This is a genomic window from Bradyrhizobium sp. USDA 3256, assembly GCF_054058275.1.
In genome coordinates this window covers 6,222,201-6,243,243 of record NZ_JBSSAE010000002.1, presented here as the reverse complement: position 1 = coordinate 6,243,243, position 21,043 = coordinate 6,222,201, and the positions used below count along the sequence as shown (strand labels likewise).

Annotated in this window: 21 protein-coding genes; 18 read left to right on the top strand and 3 right to left on the bottom strand. The window is 63.7% G+C overall.

What is annotated here, in order from left to right; genetic code table 11:
• Positions 1 to 9: 9 nt before the first annotated feature.
• Positions 10 to 1,032 (bottom strand): TRAP transporter substrate-binding protein DctP, encoded by a 1,023-nt coding sequence (gene dctP / locus ACVWY5_RS31375; protein WP_028333426.1) that lies wholly within the window; start codon positions 1,030 to 1,032, stop codon positions 10 to 12.
• 377 nt (positions 1,033 to 1,409) lie between these two features.
• On the opposite strand from dctP, the gene ACVWY5_RS31370 reads away from it, so the two are divergent.
• The 16 genes from ACVWY5_RS31370 to ACVWY5_RS31295 all read left to right on the top strand — a co-directional run bounded on the left by ACVWY5_RS31370 (position 1,410) and on the right by ACVWY5_RS31295 (position 17,922).
• The gene (locus tag ACVWY5_RS31370) at positions 1,410 to 2,597 is read left to right on the top strand and encodes an ABC transporter substrate-binding protein (protein ID WP_152977919.1); all 1,188 of its coding nucleotides are present in this window, start codon (positions 1,410 to 1,412) and stop codon (positions 2,595 to 2,597) included.
• Between the two features lie 10 nt (positions 2,598 to 2,607).
• Positions 2,608 to 3,474, top strand: coding sequence for a branched-chain amino acid ABC transporter permease (locus ACVWY5_RS31365; RefSeq protein WP_028333424.1), 867 nt, complete (start codon positions 2,608 to 2,610; stop codon positions 3,472 to 3,474).
• Between the two features lie 4 nt (positions 3,475 to 3,478).
• A complete protein-coding gene (locus tag ACVWY5_RS31360) occupies positions 3,479 to 4,516 on the top strand; it encodes a branched-chain amino acid ABC transporter permease (protein WP_028333423.1) in 1,038 nt (345 codons plus the stop codon).
• A complete protein-coding gene (locus ACVWY5_RS31355; RefSeq protein WP_028333422.1) occupies positions 4,513 to 5,271 on the top strand; it encodes an ABC transporter ATP-binding protein in 759 nt (252 codons plus the stop codon). The genes ACVWY5_RS31360 and ACVWY5_RS31355 overlap by 4 nt, the downstream gene beginning before the upstream one ends.
• On the top strand, positions 5,271 to 5,963 hold the full coding sequence (locus tag ACVWY5_RS31350) for an ABC transporter ATP-binding protein (protein WP_028333421.1): 693 nt from the start codon (positions 5,271 to 5,273) through the stop codon (positions 5,961 to 5,963). The genes ACVWY5_RS31355 and ACVWY5_RS31350 overlap by 1 nt, the downstream gene beginning before the upstream one ends.
• The gene (locus ACVWY5_RS31345; protein ID WP_321176698.1) at positions 5,960 to 7,357 is read left to right on the top strand and encodes an MmgE/PrpD family protein; all 1,398 of its coding nucleotides are present in this window, start codon (positions 5,960 to 5,962) and stop codon (positions 7,355 to 7,357) included. Before ACVWY5_RS31350 ends, ACVWY5_RS31345 begins: the two co-directional genes overlap by 4 nt.
• Positions 7,354 to 8,163: an SDR family NAD(P)-dependent oxidoreductase gene (locus tag ACVWY5_RS31340; RefSeq protein ID WP_028333419.1), complete on the top strand. Its 810-nt coding sequence runs from the start codon at positions 7,354 to 7,356 to the stop codon at positions 8,161 to 8,163. The genes ACVWY5_RS31345 and ACVWY5_RS31340 overlap by 4 nt, the downstream gene beginning before the upstream one ends.
• Positions 8,164 to 8,242: 79 nt before the next feature.
• Positions 8,243 to 9,406 (top strand): CoA transferase, encoded by a 1,164-nt coding sequence (locus tag ACVWY5_RS31335; protein ID WP_028333418.1) that lies wholly within the window; start codon positions 8,243 to 8,245, stop codon positions 9,404 to 9,406.
• Positions 9,396 to 10,190 (top strand): enoyl-CoA hydratase-related protein, encoded by a 795-nt coding sequence (locus tag ACVWY5_RS31330; RefSeq protein ID WP_028333417.1) that lies wholly within the window; start codon positions 9,396 to 9,398, stop codon positions 10,188 to 10,190. The genes ACVWY5_RS31335 and ACVWY5_RS31330 overlap by 11 nt, the downstream gene beginning before the upstream one ends.
• A 13-nt stretch (positions 10,191 to 10,203) precedes the next feature.
• Positions 10,204 to 11,139, top strand: a complete 936-nt coding sequence (locus ACVWY5_RS31325; protein WP_016844203.1) for a hydroxymethylglutaryl-CoA lyase — start codon at positions 10,204 to 10,206, stop codon at positions 11,137 to 11,139.
• 11 nt (positions 11,140 to 11,150) lie between these two features.
• Entirely contained in the window at positions 11,151 to 12,353 is a 1,203-nt protein-coding gene (locus ACVWY5_RS31320; protein ID WP_051376082.1) for an acyl-CoA dehydrogenase family protein, read from the top strand.
• 11 nt (positions 12,354 to 12,364) lie between these two features.
• Positions 12,365 to 13,738 (top strand): MmgE/PrpD family protein, encoded by a 1,374-nt coding sequence (locus ACVWY5_RS31315; protein ID WP_028333415.1) that lies wholly within the window; start codon positions 12,365 to 12,367, stop codon positions 13,736 to 13,738.
• Positions 13,735 to 14,559, top strand: a complete 825-nt coding sequence (locus tag ACVWY5_RS31310; RefSeq protein ID WP_028333414.1) for an aspartate/glutamate racemase family protein — start codon at positions 13,735 to 13,737, stop codon at positions 14,557 to 14,559. Before ACVWY5_RS31315 ends, ACVWY5_RS31310 begins: the two co-directional genes overlap by 4 nt.
• A complete protein-coding gene (locus tag ACVWY5_RS31305) occupies positions 14,556 to 15,443 on the top strand; it encodes an MBL fold metallo-hydrolase (protein ID WP_028333413.1) in 888 nt (295 codons plus the stop codon). Before ACVWY5_RS31310 ends, ACVWY5_RS31305 begins: the two co-directional genes overlap by 4 nt.
• Positions 15,444 to 15,662: 219 nt before the next feature.
• Complete coding sequence (locus ACVWY5_RS31300) at positions 15,663 to 16,670, top strand: LacI family DNA-binding transcriptional regulator (RefSeq protein ID WP_244978375.1); 1,008 nt, start codon at positions 15,663 to 15,665, stop codon at positions 16,668 to 16,670.
• A gap of 55 nt (positions 16,671 to 16,725) precedes the next feature.
• The gene (locus ACVWY5_RS31295; protein WP_321176699.1) at positions 16,726 to 17,922 is read left to right on the top strand and encodes an NADH:flavin oxidoreductase/NADH oxidase; all 1,197 of its coding nucleotides are present in this window, start codon (positions 16,726 to 16,728) and stop codon (positions 17,920 to 17,922) included.
• 121 nt (positions 17,923 to 18,043) lie between these two features.
• Here ACVWY5_RS31295 and ACVWY5_RS31290 read toward each other — a convergent pair whose 3' ends face one another.
• Positions 18,044 to 18,205: a hypothetical protein gene (locus ACVWY5_RS31290; protein WP_321176700.1), complete on the bottom strand. Its 162-nt coding sequence runs from the start codon at positions 18,203 to 18,205 to the stop codon at positions 18,044 to 18,046.
• A 141-nt stretch (positions 18,206 to 18,346) separates the two neighbouring features.
• Here ACVWY5_RS31290 and ACVWY5_RS31285 point away from each other — a divergent pair, with 141 nt between their 5' ends.
• Together ACVWY5_RS31285 and ACVWY5_RS31280 are read left to right on the top strand one after the other, a co-directional pair.
• Entirely contained in the window at positions 18,347 to 18,559 is a 213-nt protein-coding gene (locus ACVWY5_RS31285) for a hypothetical protein (protein ID WP_028333410.1), read from the top strand.
• A 2-nt stretch (positions 18,560 to 18,561) separates the two neighbouring features.
• A complete protein-coding gene (locus tag ACVWY5_RS31280) occupies positions 18,562 to 18,840 on the top strand; it encodes a hypothetical protein (RefSeq protein WP_038377337.1) in 279 nt (92 codons plus the stop codon).
• Positions 18,841 to 18,853: 13 nt separating this feature from the next.
• Here ACVWY5_RS31280 and asnB read toward each other — a convergent pair whose 3' ends face one another.
• The gene (asnB, locus tag ACVWY5_RS31275) at positions 18,854 to 20,794 is read right to left on the bottom strand and encodes an asparagine synthase (glutamine-hydrolyzing) (RefSeq protein WP_028333408.1); all 1,941 of its coding nucleotides are present in this window, start codon (positions 20,792 to 20,794) and stop codon (positions 18,854 to 18,856) included.
• Positions 20,795 to 21,043: the final 249 nt, after the last annotated feature.

Genomic DNA, 21,043 nt, shown 5'->3' with positions numbered 1-21,043 from the left:
GGGTGGCAATCAATGGCCGACGGTCGTTACATCCGCCTGCACCTGCTGCAGCAAGGCGGGCGAAATCCGCAACTCCTTCGCGATGCCGTCCTGCAAAGGCAGCATCTTGGCGCGGACCTCAGCGAGCGCGCTCTCGGACGGCGAAACGAACACGATGCCGTTCTTTTCCAGCGTATGGCGCGCCTCGGTCTGAGCCTCTTCCATGCTCTTGCGGTAGGCCTCGATGTTCTCCTGCCAGAGGTCGACGACCAGCTTCTGGAGATCCGGCGGCAGCTTCTTGTAGAAGCTCTCGCTGATCATCGGCACGTAGAACCCGACGAATTCGCGATCCGCAAAGCCATACTTCACGCCGGATTCCCAGAGCTTTGCGCTGGCAAGGCTTTCATCGGTCGAGCTCAGCCCGTCGAACGTGCCTTGCGACAGCGCCAGCGGAACGTCCGGCCAGGCTGTGACGTTCGGTGTTGCATTGAAGAACTTGGCCCGCGCCGATTGTCCGGCACCGCCGGAGTTGCGGATCTTCATGCCGGCCTGATCGGCGAAGTCGCGGATCGGCTTGTTGGTGCTGTAGGTGTTTTGATATCCGAGCTGCAGCCAGGGGCCGAGCAATTTGACATCGAGCTTGCTCTCGAATTGCTTGTTGATGATCTCGCCGATCTTGCCGTCGGCAGCAGCATAGACCACCGGATAGGGCTGCCCGAAAAATGCCGGCAGCTGGAAGACGTCTGCATCGGGGACGAAGCCGGTCAGCACCCAGGTGCCGGGGATCGCCATCTCGACGGCGCCCTGACGCAGCGCCTTCACCACGTCGCGGTCGCGAAACAACTGGCCGCTGTGGAACAGCTCGGTCGTGATCCGGCCGCCGGATTTTTCCTGCAGCTTCTTCAGGTAGTCGGCGGCAGACAATGTCCGTCCGTGTGTCGCCGAGGTGTCCACCGAAGCCCGCAGCTTGAACTGAGGTTCGGCTGCTAGCGCTCCCTGGCTGCACTGAATCGCAAGCACGGCAAGCACGGCTGTCACGGCGCCCCGCATCATCGAGTTTCTCCCCTTGGCCGTCGTCTTCTGTGCGCGACGGGTCACGGAAGCTAACGGCCGGGCCAGGTTGATTCAAGTGGAACGTTTCATTGTGAGGGTGTGTCAGTAGCGGCGCGTCGATGGGAGTTCTGATGGATCGTTCGATCGATAGCGTAAGATACTGTTATTATTTGCATTTATTGCATGTTCGGAACGATGACTCATCTCAAGCATAGCTGATCTGCCCTATTTTTCATGAAACGTTTCATTGACAAGGCAGCCTCCGCGCGCCTAGCGTCCCGGCGCCGAGCGATACGCGCGGCCCCGGAGCGGAACGCTTCGGGTTTCCACGCAACAAGTGGACGGCGCATGAGCCGCAACAAATTATGGGGGGAGTGATGAGCACTACGCGGAGAAATCTGCTGTTGTCCGGCATCGCCGTCGGCGCTGCGCTGGCCAGTTCGAATGTCTCGGTGATGGCGGCGGGACAGGAATTGACGCTCGGCGTCGTCGGCGTTCTGTCGGGTCCCGCTGCGCAATGGGGCCTCGCGCTGCGCGGCGCGGTCGAACTCGTCGCTGCCGAGGCCAACCGGGACGGCCTGATCAAGGTCGACGGGGCGCCATGCAAGGTCAACGTCGTCGCCATCGACAGCAAGTACACGGCCGAAGGCGCTGCCGCTGCAGCCAACACGCTGGCAGGGCAGGGCGTCAAATTCATCATCGGCCCGATCGGCTCGCCCGAGCTCACCGGCGTGAAGCCGATCGCCAAGCGCAATTCGATGCTGGTGATGGGCAACGGCTACGCCAAGGATGCACTATCGCCGCAGTTGCCGCTGGTCTTTCACATGGGGCCGGGTCCTTCGGGCTGGGCCGAGCCGATCATCAAGATCGCCAAGCAGAAGTTCGGCATGAAGAGCGTGGTGCTGGTCGCGCCGAACGACCAGGGCGGCACGGATATCGCGAGCGTCGACGCCGACGCATACAAGAGAACCGGCATCACCGCTTCTGAAGAATATTATCAGCGTGGCACCACCAATTTCGCGCCGATCGTGACCCGGATCATGAACGCGAAGCCTGATGCCGTCGATCTCGCTTCATCGCCACCTGGCGACGCCGGCATCATCGTGAAGCAATTGCGTCAGGCTGGCTTTGAGGGACCGATCGGACGTCTCGGCGGTCCGGGATACACCGAAATCTCCCGCGTCGCCGGTGGCGATGAGGTGCTGAAGGACTTCTATTGGTACGAACCGGTTCTCATTGACGAGAAAGTGCAATTGATCGCCGACGAGTACAAGAAGCTGCTCGGTGCCGAGCGGCCGGAAAACAATCTGTTCTTTCAGTGGGTCTCCGCCGCCCGCATGGTAACCAAAGCCATCGCCAAGGCCGGTACCATCTCGGACACGGCCAAGGTTGCCGAGGCCCTGCGATCGTTGCCGGTTGAGGATCCCAATATCGGTCCCGGTCACTGGATCGGGCAGGATTTCTTCGGCATCAACCAGGAACTGTCGTTCCCGTTCGGCGTCGGACTCGTGGAAAAAGGCAAGCTGCAACCGACCATCAGGGTCGAAGCGGCCGGCGGCAAGTAGCGGGTACTCCGTGCAAGGTTTTGTCGCCACCTGCCTCATCGGCATCAGCCTGGGTGCGCAGTACGCGCTGCTCGCCCTCGGCTTCACCCTGATCTTCGGCATTCTCGGAGTCGTCAATTTCGCGCATGGCGGCTTCTACGTTCTCGGAGGATATCTCGCCTATTCCGCGGTGACCTATCTCGGCATGCCCTACGCGCTGGCGGTGATCTGCGCGGCGCTGGGCACCACGCTGCTCGGATTCCTGTTCGAACGCTTCGTGCTGGATCGCGTGATCGACGATCATCTGGCGACACTGATGCTGACGCTCGGCCTCTATTTGATGATGTCGAGCGGCATATTGGTGGTGTTCGGACCGCAATCTCCGGCCTTCGCCTTTCCATTGACCGGTGTCATTCACGGCCATGGCTTCTTTGTGCCGATCGAGAATCTCGTGGTGCTGGGCGTCTGCATCGTCGGAATCCTGTCGATCTACGGCCTGATCTATTACACCGATTTCGGCCGCGCGTTGCGAGCGCTGGCCGATGACCGCGCGGTGGCGACGGCGCAGGGACTGCGTCCGGCGATTCTGTTTCCGGCCGCCTTCGCCCTGGCGACGGGGCTCGCCGGCCTCACCGGCGCGCTGGTCACACCGATCCTGTCGCTCGCGCCGCATATCGGCGATCCCGTGCTGGCGACGTCCTTCCTGATCGTCATTCTCGGCGGTCTCGGTAGCGTCGGTGGTGCGACAGTCGCGGCTTTCATCGTCGGCATGGCGGAGGCGTTCTCGGCGGTCTATCTCGGTGGCTCGAAGGGCGCACTCGCGCTGTTCGTGCTCGTCCTGGTCATGCTGGTCGTCAAGCCATCGGGTCTGTTCGGCCACCGGGTTCGGGGAGCTTGAGCACATGACAGCCCGCACCCTTTCCAAGCGCGGCGACCTGGCCGAGGCAGCAAGCGTCGTGGTTATCGCGGCCGCTTTCGTAGTTCCCTGGCTCAGCCAGAACCCGATGGTCTATTCGCTGGCCAACCAGATGCTGATCGCGATTACGGCCGCGTTCAGCGTCTACATCATGCTGCGCATGAATCTGATGACCTTCGCGGTGCCGACCTTCATGGCGATCGGCGGTTACACCGTCGCGATCCTGGGGCTTCGTCACGGCGTGACCGATGTGCTGCTGCTGGGGCTTGCGAGCTTCGTGGTGCCGGCGCTGTTTGCGCTGCCGCTCGGTGCGCTGGTGCTCCGTCTGACCGGCGTCTATTTCGTGCTGGTCACGTTCGTCCTCACCGAGATCACGCAACTGTTGCTGTTTGAAACGCCGGGATGGACCGGCGGGTCCAATGGACTGGTCGGGATGCCGGCCGTGACGCTGTTCGGGCTGGAACTCGCCGACAACCGCGCGGTGCTGCAGGTCACGATCGGGCTGGCGCTCGCCGGCGCTATCGTCACCGCTGCGGTGACCCGCACGCTGCGCCAGCATTTCGCGGCGATCGAGGAGAACGAACTGCTCGCCCAGAGTCTCGGCCTTGTCGTCTGGCACTACAAGGCGTTCGGCTTCGCCATCGCGGCGGGTGTATCCGGGCTCGCCGGCTTCGCTCTCGTCAACATGCTGCTCACCGCTCATCCGACCTCGTTCAGCGCGCTGTCATCGGTCAACTACATTGCCTATGCGATCATCGGTGGGAAGAGCAGCATGCTTGGCCCGGTTGTCGGTGGCGCTCTGCTGATCTGGGCGGGAGACGTCTTCGCATTGCGCGGCGAGTATTCCCAGTTCCTGTTCGGCTTCCTGATCGTGGTGGTGGTGCTGGTCGCGCGCGAGGGCGTCGTCGGGACGATCCATCGCCTCGGCGTCCGCGTGTTTTCTCCGCCGTCGCCGTCGCGGTCTTCCACCGTCGCCTCGTCGCCGACGCTGAGCGTGCCCAATGCGATGGAGCCCCTGCAATGACGACTGAACGGACCGGACGGACCGACGGCGGCGCGCTGCTCGAGGTCGCAGCCATCTCCAAGCGTTTCGGCGGGCTGCATGTCTTCGACAGTATCAGCTTCGCCATCCCGCCAGGCGACGTCCTTGGCGTCATCGGGCCGAACGGCGCCGGCAAGACCACGCTCATCAACGTCATTTGCGGCATGCTGCCGCCGACCACCGGCCGGGTGCGGCTCGACGGCAAGGATATGACCGGCAAGCCGCTGCATGCCGTCAGTCGAATGGGAATTATCCGCAGCTTTCAACAGACCAACACCTTTCGTACGGCGTCGGTCCGCGAGAACATTTCGCGGGCCCTTCGCTTCAGCGGCAGCGGGCCCGGATGGGAGAGCGTCGCGCCGCTGATCGACGCGTTCGAGCTCGAATCGCAGCTCGACGAGCAGAGCGACAAGCTGCCATACGGGCTCCAGAAGATGCTCGGCCTCATTCTGGCCTGCGCCGCCCGGCCGAAAGTCCTGCTGCTCGACGAGCCGGCGGCCGGTCTCGAGCGGCGGGAGCGCCTGCGGGTCGATGCTTTCGTGCGCCACGTGAGGACGGTGCTCGGTTGCGGGGTCCTGATCGTCGAGCATGACATGGATCTCGTGCGCCGCCTCTGTCCGAGAATACTGGTGCTCGATTCCGGCCGTGTCCTGGCCGAAGGCGCTCCGGCCGACGTCCTGGCACGCAAGGATGTCATCGACGCCTATCTCGGGACAGTGGACGAGGAGGCGGCCTGATGCTGGCGGTGAAAGACCTCGAAGTCCGCTACGGCGGCATCACGGCAATCAGCGGGGTCTCGATCGACGTCGCCGAGGGCGAGACGGTCCTGCTGATCGGCGCCAATGGCGCCGGCAAGTCGAGCCTGATCAACGCTATCATCGGTCTGGTCCAGGCCTCGCATGGCAGCGTGCGCTTCGCGGGCCGTGATCTCAGTGCCGTTTCCTGCGACGGGCGCGCGCGGGCCGGAATTGGTTATTCGCCCGAAGGCCGCCGCGTATTCCCGACCATGTCGGTCGCCGACAACGTCCTGAGTGGCGCCTGCTGGCACGGCGGGGCTAGCCAGCGCCAAGCCTGGGCCTGGCTCTGTGGCATCTTCCCGATCCTGAAGGAGCGCGCCAGCCAGCCGGCCGGACAATTGTCGGGGGGACAACAGCAGATCGTCGCCCTGGCGCGCGCCATGAGTTCGTTTCCCAAGCTGCTGCTGCTGGATGAGCCGTTTCTCGGACTTGCGCCGGTGTGGATCGCGCAGATCAGCGAGGCGATCCTCCATATGCAACAGCGCGGCACGACCATTCTCATGACCGAGCAGATGGCGCGTCCGGCGCTCAAGCTCGCCACACGCGGCTACGTGATGCGCGGTGGTGAGGTCAGGCGGAGCGGCACCGTCGCCGAAATTCGCGACGTTGCGCTTGCCGAGGAGTATTTATGATGTCCGCTACTCTGAACGCCACTGCGCTGCTCGGGACCTTCGCCGCAACGACGTCGGCGAGCGAACTGTCCCCGGATGTCGCCACGAAGGCAGCCATTTGCCTGCTCGACTCGTTGGGGCTCGCGCTCGCGGCGCGGCACGAGCCGACGGCCGCGGCTGCGCGCGCGATGGCCGCGGAGGTGCTGCCTGGACCGCGTACCGCGCGCATCTGGGCGAGCGGCAAACATGCCGCGCTGTCCGAGGCGGTTCTCGCCAATGGCATTGCCGTTCACGCCCATTTTCAGGACGATACCGACCACGATTCATGGACGCACCCGGGATCCCTGATTGCGCCGGTCGCGGTGTCGCTTGGCGAAACGCTGGATGCGCCGCTGCGCACCGTACTGACCGCTCTCACGGTCGGCTATTCCACGCTCAAATGGCTTGGTGCGGGTGAAGTCGTTGCCCGCGGCCTGATCCGCAGGGGCGTGCGGACCAGCCCGACCTTCGGCACGATCGGCGCCGCGGCGACGGCCGCAGCCGCACTTGGGCTGGATCCACCGAGGTCCACCAGCGCGGTTGCAATCGCGGCCTGTACGACCGGCGGTACGCTGGAGCCGGTGCGCTGCGGCTCCGACGAATGGCGCGTGCAGAACGGGCGCGCCGCCCAGGGTGGGCTGGTGGCCGCGGAGCTTGCGGCGCGCGGCGTCCAGGGGGCGCCTGATGCGCTGGAAGGACCGAAGGGGTTGTTGCGCTCGCTTGCCGGCCTCGATCGCACGCCAGAACAATGGCAGCGAGGCCCCGATGTCGCGACGATGATCGGCATCATGGCAAAGCCGTTCGCAACCCTGGGCGACAACATGTCGGCGGTACTGGCGGCGCATGTGCTCCACCGCGACGGCATCGATCTGTCGCAGGTAAAGCTGATCACCGTGACGATCTGGGAGCCCTATACGCAATATCCGGGAACGTCCTTCAAGGGACCGTTCACGCGGACGGTGCAGACCCAGGCCAGCACCGCCTTTGCGGTCGCCGCCATGCTGCGCTACGGCCGCCTCGACTACGAGATGGGCGTCGAGCACCGCCAGGACCGGGAGATCATGTCACTCGTCGAAAAGACGATCGTCGAGCCGGACGCGATCGGTACCCATCTCGACGCGACCGTCGAGCTGGAGATGGAAAATGGTGCGCGTCTTCGCCGGACCGCGCGCGAGGCGCCCAAGGTTCTGGTGTTCCAGGACGAAGCCCGTGCCACCGAGGTTTTTGAGAGCCGCCTGGTCGGCACCGGAATTCCGGCCGGCGAAGGCGCCAGCCTTGCGGCCGAGGTTTTCGCTTCGGCACGTAGCGGCGGATCGATGCCTGTGCGCAGGCTGCTCGACCGCCTGACCCGATCTCGGAGGGATGCGATCAAATGAAACTTGGACTTGAAGGCAAGACTGCGATCGTCACCGGCGGCAGCAAGGGCATTGGTCTCGAGACCGTACGCTTGCTGGCGGAGGAGGGTGTCAAGGTTCTGGTCTGCGCGCGCCGCGAGGACGCGCTGGCCGAATCTCGTTCTGACGTCGAGCGGAGCACCGGCGTCAAGGTCGAAACGCTGTCGCTTGATGTGACCGATCTGAAGCAGATCGAGCGGCTGCCGGAGGTCGCCCGCGACCGTCTCGGCCGCATCGACATCCTGGTCAACAATGCCGGCACCGGCACCTACAAGCCGTTCCTCGAAGTCACCGACGAGGAACTGCAATACGGCATGGCGATCAATTTCTTCGCTCAGTTCCGTATCTGTCAGCGCATCATCCCGATCATGATCGAGCAGAACGGCGGCAGCATCGTCAACGTGTCGGGCGAAACCGGGATCATGGTGACGATGCCGCCGTTCCTGTCGTCCTGCACCGGTCCGGCCAAGTCGGCCGAAATCCGCTTCTCCAAGATTCTCGCCAACGAATTCGGACCGCACAACATTCGCGTCAACTGCGTCGTTCCCGGTTTCGTCAATACTCCGGAACGTTTTGCAAAATGGGAGCGCGAGCTCGCCAAGCGCAATCTGGGCGAAGAGGAGGCGGAAGCCGAACGCAAGCGCTGGTCGGAAAATAATTCCATGCGCAACACGCGCTGGGGCACGCCGGAGGAACTCGCCAATTTGATTGTCTTCGCGCTGTCCGACCGCGCGAGCTTCGTCAACGGCGCGGTGCTGGTTGCCGACAATGCGCAGGACAAGTCGTGAAAGCGACGCCGCTCGACATGATGAACCGATTGATGACAACAGGAACGGCGGCGGCCCCTGCGGCGGCCGGGAGGATTTGATGGACGTTGACAAGCCGCTCGCTGGTATCACCGTGGTTGAACTCGGACACAGCGTGGCCGCCCCCTATGCCGGACTGATTCTGGCCGATCTCGGCGCTCGTGTGGTCAAGGTCGAAAATCCCAAGAGCGGCGATTATGCGCGTGGCTGGGGGCCGCCGTTCTGGAACGGGACGGCAAGTGTGTTCCATAGTCTCAATCGCGGCAAGGAAGGCATCACCGTCGATTTCGGCGCAGCGGAGGATTGCGAGAGGCTGAAGTCGCTGATCCTGAACGAGGCCGATGGCGTCATCCAGAATCTGCGGCCCGGCATTCTGGACAAGTTTGGTCTCACCGCGGATGCGCTCAGCTCCGCGAAGCCATCGCTGATCTGGTGCGACATCGGCGCGTTCGGCGCCAAGGGGCCGCTCGCCAGCAAGCCCGGCTACGATCCGCTCGCCCAGGCCAGCACCGGCATCATGAGCGTCACCGGCGAGGGCGGACGGCCGCCGGTGCGTGTCGGCGTCTCGCTGGTCGACATGGGGTCCGGCATGTGGGCAGTGATCGGCATGCTCGCTGCGTTGGTGGCGCGCAACAAGGGCGGTCAGGGTCGCAGCATTGCGACCTCGCTTTACGAGACCGGGCTCGCGTGGATGACCGTTCCGCTGGCCGGCTATGCGGCGTCAGGTGAGGTGCGCAAGCCCTATGGATCGGGCACCGCGGAAATCGCGCCCTATCAGGCATTTGAGGCGTCCGACGGATGGCTGATGATTGCCGCCGGCAACGACAATCTGTTCCGCAAGCTGTGCGTGGCGTTGAATCTCGAAGCGCTTGCGCATGATCCTGACTTCGCGACCAACGCGGCAAGGGTCGTCAACCGCGAACGACTGATCCCGCAAATCGCGGCCGCGGTGCGTAAGTATACGGCCGATGCGCTTGGCGGCATTCTCGACGGGGCCGGGGTTCCCAATGCACCGCTGCTGACCACCGATCAGGTTGCGGAGCATCCGCAAACCCGCGCGCTCGACATGATGGTGCGATGTGCCGGCGACGATATCGATCTTGTCGGCGTTCCGCTTGCCTTCGACGGTACGCGACCGCGCGCACGCACCGCTGCGCCGGCGCTCGGCCAGCACAATGCCATTCTTCGAAAGCCTGCGAGCAAGGGAGCCATCAATGCGAACTGATTTCCAGACCATCAAGGTCGAACGGCGTGATGGCGATATCCTGCTGGTCACGTTGCACCGGCCGGAAGCGTCCAATGCGATGAACACCCAGATGGGCCTCGATCTGGTGGAACTGTTCGAGGGCTTCTCGACCGACATCGAGGGGTTGCGCACGGTGATCCTGACCGGACACGGCGACAAGGCGTTCTGCGCCGGGGGCGATCTGAAGCAGCGCAACGGCATGACGGACGAGGCCTGGCAGGCACAGCATCTGGTCTTCGAGCGCATGCTGCGCGCTCTGCTGGGCTGTCCGATTCCCGTGATCGGCGCGATCAATGGTGCGGCCTATGGCGGCGGCTGCGAGATCGCGGCGGCGCTCGACTTCGTCTACGCCTCGACCAATGCACGCTTCGCGCTGACCGAAGTGACGCTCGGCATCATGCCAGGTGGCGGCGGCACGCAGAATCTGCCGCGCGCCGTCGGCGAGCGCCGCGCCAAGGAATTGATCCTGTCCGGGCAGCCGTTCTCGGCCGCCGAGGCCGAGCGGTGGGGGCTGGTCAATCGGGTGCTGCCGCCAGGGGAATTGCTGGAGGCGACCTTCGCCATCGCCCATCGCATCGCTGCCAATGGCCCGATCTCGGTGCGCCAGGCCAAGCAGGCGATCCATCGCGGTTTGCAGATGTCGCTCGCCGATGGCCTCGCCTTCGAGATCGAGGCCTACAACCGTCTGGTCCCGACGGCGGACCGGCGCGAAGGCGTGCTGGCGTTCAACGAGCGCCGCAAACCCAACTTTCAGGGCAAGTAGGAGGAAGCGCGAAATGCGTGAGAAAGCTCATGTTCGCGAGGTCGGACCCCGCGACGGCATTCAGATGGTCAAAACCATCTTGCCGAGCGCGCGCAAGCTGGCCTGGTGCCGTGGCGCGGTGGAGGCCGGAATCCGCGAGATCGAGGTGACCTCATTCGTGCCGGCCAAGGTGATCCCGCAATTTGCCGACGCGGAGGAGGTGGCCCGCGGTGCGCTGGCGATGCCGGGCTTGCGGCCGTCGGTACTGGTTCCGAATCTGAAGGGGGCCGAGCGCGCCTTCGCGCTCGGTGTGCCAATCGTCAACTACGTGCTGTCGGCGAGCGAGGAGCACAACCAGGCCAATGTTCGCCGCAGCACCGAGGAGTCGCTGCAGGACTTCGCGCGCATCGCTGCGGCGCGCGATCAGCGCCCCGGGGCACGAATCGGACTTGGTGCGGGCATCGCGACCGCGTTCGGCTGCACCATCTCGGGGGCGGTATCGGAGGCACGAGTGGTCGAGATCGCGGTGCGGCTCGCCGGGATGGGCGCCGACGAGATCATCGTCGCCGATACAGTCGGCTATGGCGATCCGGGTCAGGTTCGCCGCCTGATGGGCGCGGTGATCGCAGCGGTGCGTCCACTGCCGGTCGCCTGCCACTTCCACGACACGCGCGGTCTCGGTCTCGCCAATGTGACGGCGGCGCTGGATGCGGGTGTACGCGCGTTCGATGCATCCCTCGCCGGGCTCGGCGGCTGCCCGTTCGCACCCGGCGCCACCGGCAACATCGACACCGAGGATACCGTTTTCCTGCTCGAACAACTTGGTTTCGATACCGGCGCCGATGTCGAGCGGCTGGTTGCCTTGCGACGCGAGGTCGAGAGCTGGCTGCCCGGCGAACGGTTCTCCGGCGCGATCGCCCGCGCCGGCCTGCCCAAAACGTTCCGCGTGTCGGCCAGCGCCGCCGCCTGAAAGGATATGACATGAACTATCACGACGCCGCCCAAACCGCCGACATGGAGGTCACCGTCGCGTTGGGCGAAGATTTCTCCGACCTGCGCAACACGGTGCGGCAGATCTGCAAGGGCTTTCCGGGCGAATACTGGCGCAAGCTCGACGATCAAAGCGCCTATCCGACCGAATTCGTCGCGGCGTTGACGGAAGCGGGATTCCTCGGCGCGCTGATTCCGGAGGAATATGGCGGTTCGGGCCTGCCGCTGCGTGCGGCCGCGGTGATCCTCGAAGAGATCAATGCGAACGGCTGCAGCGCCAGTCCCGCGCACGCCCAGATGTACATCATGGGTACATTGCTCCGTCACGGCAACGAGACCCAGAAGCGGACCTACCTGCCGGAGATCGCGGCGGGCCGGCTGCGGCTGCAGGCCTTTGGCGTGACCGAGCCCAATACCGGCTCCGACACTACCCAGCTCAAGACCCGCGCCGAGCGTCAGGGGGACGTCTATGTCGTCAACGGCCAGAAGGTCTGGACGTCGCGGGCGCTGCACTCCGACCTGATGCTGCTGCTGGCGCGCACCAGTCCGGTCGATCAGGTGAAGCGGCGCACCGACGGACTTTCGGTGTTCCTCGTCGACTTGCGTGAGGCCAAGGGCAACGGCGTCGAAATCCGTCCGATCAAGGCGATGGTCAATCACAACACGACAGAGGTGTTCATCGAGAACCTGAAAGTGCCCGCCGCCAATCTCATCGGGGAGGAAGGCAAGGGCTTTCGCTACATCCTCGACGGCATGAACGCCGAGCGGATCCTGGTCGCCTCCGAATGCGTCGGCGACGGGCGCTGGCTTCTCGGCAAGGGTGTCGCCTATGCCAATGAGCGGCGCGTCTTCGGGCGATCGATCGGCCAGAATCAGGGTATCCAGTTTCCACTGGCGCGTGCCTACGCCGAACTCGAAGCCGCCGACATGATGTGCCGCCGTGCCGCCGCGCTGTTCCAGGCTGGGCAGCCCTGCGGAGCAGACGCCAACATCGCCAAGCTGCTGGCGTCGGAGGCCACCTGGAAGGCGGCCGATACGACATTCCAGACCCATGGCGGCTTCGCCTTTGCGCAGGAATACGACGTCGAGCGCAAATGGCGTGAGGTCCGTCTTTACCAGACAGCCCCAATCTCGACCAACATGGTGCTGGCCTTTGTGGCGCAGCACGTGCTCGGTCTTCCGCGTTCCTACTGAGGAGACGACCCATGCTGGATATCACGCGTCAGACGGCGAATTTTGTAGCCGGCCTCAAGCTGTCCGATCTGTCCGGCCGCTGCCGCGAGGCGGCGCGGACCGGCATCATCGACTGCGTCGGCGTCATGATCGCTGGCGCCGCCGAGCAGCCGGTGCGGATCGTGTCGGCGATGGTGGCCGCGTCCACCCAGAACGACGGCGCGCCCGAGGTTCCGTCGGGTCGCAATCTCGCGGCGCCGGATGCCGCGCTCGTCAACGGTGTCGCGGCGCATGTGCTCGACTATGACGACGTGGCGCTGGCCGGACATCCGAGCACCGTGCTGGTGCCGGCCATCCTGGCCGAAGGCTGGTCGCTCGACTCCGGCGGCGCCGACGCGCTTGCCGCCTATGCCGCGGGCTACGAAGTTTGGGCGCAGGTCATTGCGCTGGAGCCCGGTCACCTCCATGAGCGCGGCTTTCATCCGACGGCCGTGATGGGTGCGCTTGCCACCGCGGCCGCCTGTGCGCGGCTGCGCAATCTCGACTCCACGAAGACCGCGCATGCCATCGCGATCGCCGCTTCGCTCGCCTCCGGACTGGTCGCCAATTTCGGCACCATGACCAAATCGCTGCATGCCGGTCGCACCGCCCAATCTGGCGTGCTTGCCGCGCGTCTCGCCGATCAGGGATTTACCGCATCGCTGGACGTGCTCGAGCACCAAACCGGCTTCCTGCGCGCCCATTCGCCCTCGGGCGCGCCGGATATCGAAAACGGCACGATCGATATCGGCCGCAACTGGCGGCTTGCCGATCTCGGCATCAATGTAAAGCGCTATCCGACCTGCTATGCGACCCATCGTTCGATCGACGCGATGATTGGCCTGGTGAATGCGCACAAGCTCAAACCCGACGACGTGAAGGAAATTCGGGTCCACACCGGCGTCACCCAAAGGCTGATGTTGCGCAACACCAATCCGCAGACCGGTCTCGAGGCCAAGTTCAGCATGGAATTCGCGATGACCGCCGCGCTGATCGCCGGCCGCGTCGGGCTGTCCGAGCTCACCGACGAGTTCGTCTCGCGGCCCGACGTCGGCGCTACCTTCGCCAAGGTCCACTGTACGACAACCGATGAAATCATGCCGGGAGATCAGCCGTTCGCGCCGGCCGACTGCGTCAGCGTCGTGTTGACATCGGGCGAAGTGCTTGAGCACGCGCCGGTGGTTCATGCCAAGGGCAGCTGGCAGCGCCCGCTTTCGCGCGACGAACTGCAGGATAAGTTCATGGACTGCGCGACCCGGGTGTTCAAGCAAGGCGAGGCCGACGCCCTGTTCGAGCAGCTCTGGAATATCGAGGACCTCAGGTCGATCCGTTCGCTGCGCCTGACCAACGACCGGAGCGACGCATGAGCGCGGCAATGGCTGGGAAGGGATCGACGCCGCGCATCTGGCACCAGTCGGTCAACGAGCTCGATCATCTCGAAGTCTACAAGCGCGCGCTCGAGGCCCATGCGGCGGAAATTCTTGGCGACGACGCCGAGGTCGTCGTCCACGGGCTTCCGTCCGGATCATACGCCGGCGCTTCGGCCACTGCGGTGCTCGGCAATGCATTCGCCTATCACCGCATTCTCAGCCGGGTGATCGACAATGCGATCGCAGCCGAGCGGCAGGGTTATGATGCCTTCGTGATCGGTTCGTTCAGCGAACCGTTTCTGCGCGAGATCCGCTCCGCGGTGGATATTCCCGTCGCCTCGCTGACCGAGAGCGGCCTGCTGGTCGGCTGCTCGCTCGGCAGCTATGTGGCATTGATCTCCAATGCGCCGGCGGTGCAGTGGATGACCAAGGTTGCGGTCGATAAGCACAAGCTCGCCGCGCGTGTGCTGGAGGTCGCGGCGATGGATCCGCCGCTCGACGAGCCGCAGCTGGCGCGTGCTTACGCCGACCCGGCTCCGGTCATCGCAAATTTCACGGCCGCGGCCGAGCGCCTGGTGGCGCGCGGCGCTGACGTCATCATTCCGGCGGAAGGTGTGCTGGCGGAACTCCTTGTTCGTCACGGCGTCCATCGCATCGCCGGCGCTCCCGTGATGGACGTGTTTGCCGTCACCTGGGCCTACGCGCTGATGCAGATCAGGCTCTGGTCGAAGGCACAACTTGGCGTGGGCCGGAGCTGGCACCACAGGCGCGACGATGCAGCGATCGTTGCAAGATTTTGGCAAGGGGACGCACAATGAGCACTTCACCCTCAACGCAAGTCGCAGGAGTCTATCACCGCAAGCTTGGCGATGCGCTGGTCACAGGCCTCAGCGATGGTTACGTCGACATGGGATACACGATCTTTCGCAATATCCCCGAGGAGGAAACCAAAGCCATTCTGGCGCGCGATCATCGCACCTCGCCGCCGCGCATCTCGGTCAACGCCTTTGCCGTGCGCATGGACAACCGGACCTACCTGATCGACTGCGGATCAGCGGATCTGATGGGGCCGACCTGCGGCCGCCTGCCGGCAAATCTCGCTGCCGCCGGCATCGATCCGGCCTCGGTCGACGCGGTGCTGCTGACCCATGTTCATCCCGACCATTCCAACGGGCTGACAGATGCCGCAACCGGAACGCGGCTGTTTCCCAATGCGGAAGTCATCGTCCATGAGAACGAGATCAATCACTGGTTCAACGATGAGGCGATGGCCAAGGCGGCCGAGCGGCCCCGGCGCCGCTATTTCGAGGCCGGCCGCACCCAGCTGAAGCCCTATATGGCTGCCGATCGCGTCAAGACTTTCCGGAAGGGCGAGGTGCTCCCGGGCGTCACGGCGATCCCGATCCACGGTCATACCCCCGGCCACGCCGCCTATGTCGTATCGTGCGGCGGCGAATCAATGGTGGTTTGGGGGGACACGGTCCATGTGCCGGAGATCCAGGTTGCACGTCCGGAAGTGACGATGGAATTCGACACCGACCCCGAGGCCGCCGCGGCCGCTCGTCAGATGATGTTCGACATGGTGGTCACTGACGACATGCTGGTCGGCGGCATGCATCTGCATTTCCCCGGGTTCGGACATATGCGGCGCGAGGCAGGCCGATACAGCCTGGTGGCGGAGCAGTGGGCGTTCGAAGTATGAGCCGCAATATCGTCGAAGCCGACGCCATCTGATCGTTCCGGAACAAGGACGGGAGGCCAGGCCGTTTGGATCACGGTGGAGAAATGCACAAATCATTTGCCATCGGCCGGCTGATAGCACCTGCGGCCGAATTGGCTTCCGCGTATTGTGCAGGGGATTGAGGTCTCAGCCCCGGTGATGGTGATGGCAGAACAGCAAACGGCAGGTCGCGGAAGCAAATTGACGATCCGCGACGTGGCGACCGCAGCGGGCGTTTCGACCGGCACGGTGTCGCGGGTGCTCAATGCCAATGCCACCGTCCATCCCGACATCCGCCGGAAGGTCCAGCGCGCAATCGACGATCTGGGCTATACGCCGAACGCGGTGGCGCAGAGCATGCGCATCCGGTCGACCCACACGATCGGCTGCATCTTGCGTGAGATCAACATTCCGCAACTCGCGGGTTTCGTCAAAGCCGCGCACGACGTGCTGGACGAGGTCGGCTTCTCGCTGCTCATCTCCAACTCGGAAGGCCGCAAGGAGCGTGAGCGGGAGCTGCTCAGCCGGCTGTCGCGGCGGCAGGCCGACGGCGTGATGATGGGGCCGTACACGCCGGTCGCCGGTGAGTTCGAGGCCTTCCTGCGCGATCTCGATATTCCGATCGTGCTGATCGATCGTGATCAGCCGGATTGGACTGATGCCGTTATGGCCGATCACGCTGAAGGGATGCGCGTCGCGGTCAGTCATTTGCTGGATCTCGGTCATCGGCGCGTGGCGCTGATCACCGGCGACGCCGGGCTCTATCCGGCGCGCGAACGCGTTCGCGGCTATCAGGAGGCTTTTGCCGCGCGAAATCTCGAGCCTGATCCTTCGCTCGTTCACGCGGGGAGCTTCCTGCCCGGCGCGGGATTTCGTATCACCTCGGCATTGCTCGGCCAGCGCAACCCTCCGACCGCGATCATTTCCGGCGGCATCGACATGCTGTCTGGCGTGCTGCGCGCGGTGCGCGGGCGAGGCCTGCGGATACCGGAGGACGTGTCGCTGATCGCGTCGGGCCATTCCGAGCTCGCCGAGCTCGTCTCGCCGGCGGTCGCCATCATCGGCTGGGATCAGGCGGAGGTCGGCCGGATTGCGGCCGGCATGCTGCTCGATCGCATCCGAAACGACGGTCCGCGCGAGCCGCGGCGCGTGCTCGTGCCCAACGAGTTCATCCCGCGCGCGTCGCTGGGGCCCCCAAGACGTACCTGAAGACTTGCCGTCCATGGCACGACCGGACGGCCATAGCATGCAAGGAGACAGTTCCATGAGTGGTGAAATGATCAACGGCAAAGAAGACGAGCGGCCGATGCTGTTCCAGCCACTCACGATTCGAGGCCTTACGCTGAAGAACCGTCTCGTCGTGCCGCCGATGGTCCATTACAGCTGCGAACCGGGAAATACCTGCGGAGCGTTTCATCTCGTTCATCTTGGTCGCTATGCGCTCGGTGGATTCGGGCTCGTCTTCGTCGAAGTGACGGCGGTGGAGGAAGTCGGGCTCACCAACGAAAACGATCTCGGCATCTGGAATGACGAGCAGGCCGAGAGCTTCAAGCCGCTGGTCGCCTTCATGAAGCGTCAGGGGACGGCGATCGGCATCCAGATCGGCCATGGCGGCCGCAAGTCGTCGGCACAGTCCGCCATGCAGGGCATGGGGCCGCTGACCGAGGAGAATCTGAAAGCCGGCGCCAGGATCTGGCAGCCGGTCGGCCCGACCGCCGAGCCGGTCGCCAAGGGCTGGCTGACGCCACGGCAATTGACCACTGCCGAGTGCAAGGCCATGGTCGGTACCTGGGCAGCCGCTGCAAGGCGAGCGGTTGCCGCCGGGTTCGACACCATCGAGATCCACACCGCGCACGGCTATCTGCTGGCCTCGTTCCTGTCGCCGGTCTCCAACACACGCAATGACGAGTACGGCGGCGACCGCGCTGGCCGCATGCGTCTGCCGCTCGAGATCGTCGAGGCGGTGCGCCGCGAAATGCCGGCGGACATGCCGCTGTTCGTGCGCGTCTCGTCCGTCGACGGCACTGTCGAGGGCTGGAACATGGATGATACGGTCGCCTTCGCGCACGAGCTGAAGGCGCGCGGAGTCGACGTCGTCGACTGTTCCTCCGGCGGAATCTCCGGCGCGGCTACGGCAGCGCAAGTGCCGCGCAGCCTCGGCTTCCAGGTTCCCTTCGCCGAGCGCGTGCGCAAGGAGGCGGATGTCACCACCATGGCCGTCGGCATCATTCTCGAGGCGCAGCAGGCCGAGGCCATCCTTCAAAAAGGCCAGGCCGACCTCATTGCCGTCGGGCGGCAGTCGCAGTTCAATCCTAACATCGCCCACCACTGGGCGCACGATCTCGGCATCAACAGCCGTTTCGAAGATTGGTCGCCGGAGTTCGGCTGGTGGCTCGAGAAGCGGATCAAGACTCTCCAGGGCTTTGCCACGCCGACGGGTGTCGTTATGCGCCACTCCTGACTGGCGTCACGCACGTCGCTCGCGGCCGGTGAACGGAACGCCGCCCGCAGCATCGCTGCTATCTTCGAGGATCCGCAGTACCGCGCGACGGGCATCATGTCGCGGGTCGCAGGAGTCCGTTTCAGATTCGCTGCTGAACTTCCGCCGAGGAGATATCGGCGAAGCGGTCGCACAACAGGTTCTTCTGCACCTTCCCCGTCGCGTTGCGTGGAAGTGACTCGGCAACGACGATCGAACTGACGTCTTCGCTTTGCCGGATCCCGACAAACGGCGGCGAAATCATTTCGTGGAGGGTCCGGGTTTTTACGGGCTGAGCGTTAACGCTACCGCACGAGCACAAAGGCGGGGGTCTTGTCAGGAAGCGATTTGGCCAGTTTATTCGAGAGATTGCAGTACGTTATTCTTATTGTAGAGCGCATTACCGATGAAAGCCATCGAGCAGATCGTTGCCGGCTACGTTTCATTGAAGGATCGCCAAGCCTTGGAAAAGCTGAGGCACCATCGTCAGCAATTGCTGGATGATGTTCAGATGCACACCATTCCAGGGTTCAAGCCGTCGATTGTGAGCGATATCCTTCGCGAGGAGATCGAGGTCATCGAAGGCGCGCTAGCGCGCGTGGATGAGGATCGACCATAGTCATGAGCAAAAACTTCGACGAGATCGAGACACTGAAACCAATGGCCTGCGGCGCCATCACCGATCCCAGTCTGAGGATGATATATGAAGCTATCCGCGGCGCGCTCGAGGCCGACGATGAATTCGAGGCAAGCGGCAAAGATCCCAAATTCCGAGTCCGGTCGACGGCCGAATGGAAGCGGCATGCCACCGATCTTGAGGCGGAGATGCTGAAGCGAGGGCTCGAGTTCGACGTTATCGATTGGACGAATGGTCAGAGCGAACGGCGGGAAAGCCGGTGAAGGCACTCGCTGATCATGCGTAAACGCCGTTGCGATGGCACCAACGGACAAACGTGTAGATGGACCAGACCCGCGACCAGTACATGCCGGGCGCTCCGTCGAGAAAGGCTCGCCAAAGTCGCTCGACCGCGGCGGGATTCAGGCCCGTAGGCGCGATCGCCTGCGGATCGCGCATGGTCCGATCCATGGCGTCCTTCAATCCGCGGCGAATCCACCGGTCAAAGGGCATGACGAAGCCGGTCTTTGGGCGCTCGAAGAGCGCAGGATCGAGACCGCGCAATCCGATCCGCCGAAGCATATCTTTGCGCCCCAAGGGCTGATATCGCGCTTGGTCCGACAGGGCGTCGACGCTTTCAAACAATACGTGGTCGACCAGCGGAACGCGCTGCTCGAGCGAACTGGCCATGCTTGCTGCATCATTATCGCGCAGGAGGCGTTCACCCAAAAAGAGACGTTGTTCCATCACGCTAATAGCGGAAACAGGGGTACGGCCTGCCGTTTCGGCCATCAGCCGCCGGCGCATCGCGTCGGGAAGGCCGTCCACGAGCGCGCTCGCGAAATCCGGTGCAAGCAATTCACCCTGAAATCCAGGCAGGAAGAGTGCGTAGGCCATCTGGTATAACGCCAGCAGATCCTCGCCACGATCGACCATATCCGGAAGCTTCGCCCAGCGCGTTTGAGGCGCTACGGGATGCGAGGATCGTCGCAAGGGCCATGTCAGCAAGGCTGCAGCCTTGGCTTGCCATTTTCTGGGAAAGGCGCGGCCCCGATGACACCACTGCTGCAAGATCGGAAGATCGCGATACGTCGGATACCCGCCGAACAGCTCGTCGCCCCCGGTTCCCGACAGCGCGACGGTAAAGCCTGCTTCGCGAATAGCCCGGGAGATGAAATAGGCGTTCAGTCCATCGAAGGTTGGCTGGTCGAGACTATCGAGGGCGTCGTCCAGACTGTCGACGAACCGCTGCTCGGACAACACTACCTCATGATGCTGAGTGCCGATTGCCGCAGCGGTCCGCCTTGCGAACGGCGCTTCGTTGAACTGCTGGTCCTCGAACGCGAGCGTGAAAGTATGAACCGGGGCGTCAGCGGTCAGTTGCGCGAGATTTGCCATCGCGGAGGAATCGATGCCGCCCGACAGGAAAACCGCGAGCGGCACATCACTGGCGAGGTGAAGCTTCATCCCTTCGTCGAGGATCGAGGCAAGCGTCGCTTCGTCCATTGTCGGCTTTGGCGACTCTCCGGGAATGCGCCAGAAATCGTGCTCGCTTATTTTACGGCCTGCCCCGTCAAACTCGGCGTAGTGACCCGGCGCAAGAAGTTCAACACCCTGGACCGAGGTGCAAGGGCCGACCACAAACCCGTTCCATACGTTGCTCGCAACCGCCTGCGGATCAAGGCGCGGCGTTCCGAGCAAGCCTGAGGCCAGCAATGCACGTAGTTCGGATGCAAATATCAGCGACCACGTGGTGTTCGGATTGCTGGACTGTGCGATATAGAGCGGCTTGATGCCGAGCTGGTCGCGCGCAAGCAGAAGTCGCCGCTGTTGCGGATCCCAGCTTGCGAATGCGAACATGCCGCGTAGCCATCCGACTGCCTCCAGGCCATGCAGCCCGAGTGCCCGCAGCATGACGGCGGTGTCGCCGCTAGACCGAAAAGATTGTCCTTCGCTCTCGAGGCGTTTGCGCAGGGCGACATAGTTGTAGATTTCGCCGTTGAACGAAATCACGTGCCCGGTTGTATCATCCACCATCGGTTGAGCGCCGGCGGACGACAGATCAAGGATCGAGAGACGGCGGTGATCAAGCATGACACCCCAGCCGCGGGCATCCGGCGTTGAAGCCCACGAGCCATGGCCGTCCGGCCCGCGATGGATCATGGCCTTGCTCATCCGAGCGAGCGCGGCCCGGTTGTTTTCGTCAAGCCGGCCGATGATACCCGAGATACCGCACATTCAATCGTCGCCTCCGCGGCTTGAGCTTGAGCTGGCCCGCACGAGGTAACGTTGCGGAGAACCTACCAAGACTGCTTCGGCAATGCTTCTACGTCGAAAATCCAAGCGGATAAATGGATACGCCGCCTTTCTATCATTGTTTCGTTAAGAGGAACGAGGCAACTATTAACGCAAGGCTCAAGCTTAAGCATTGAGTAAGCCGAGCTGTGTGAAATGTGGGCCCAGCGAGCATCTCAGTACCTGTCGATG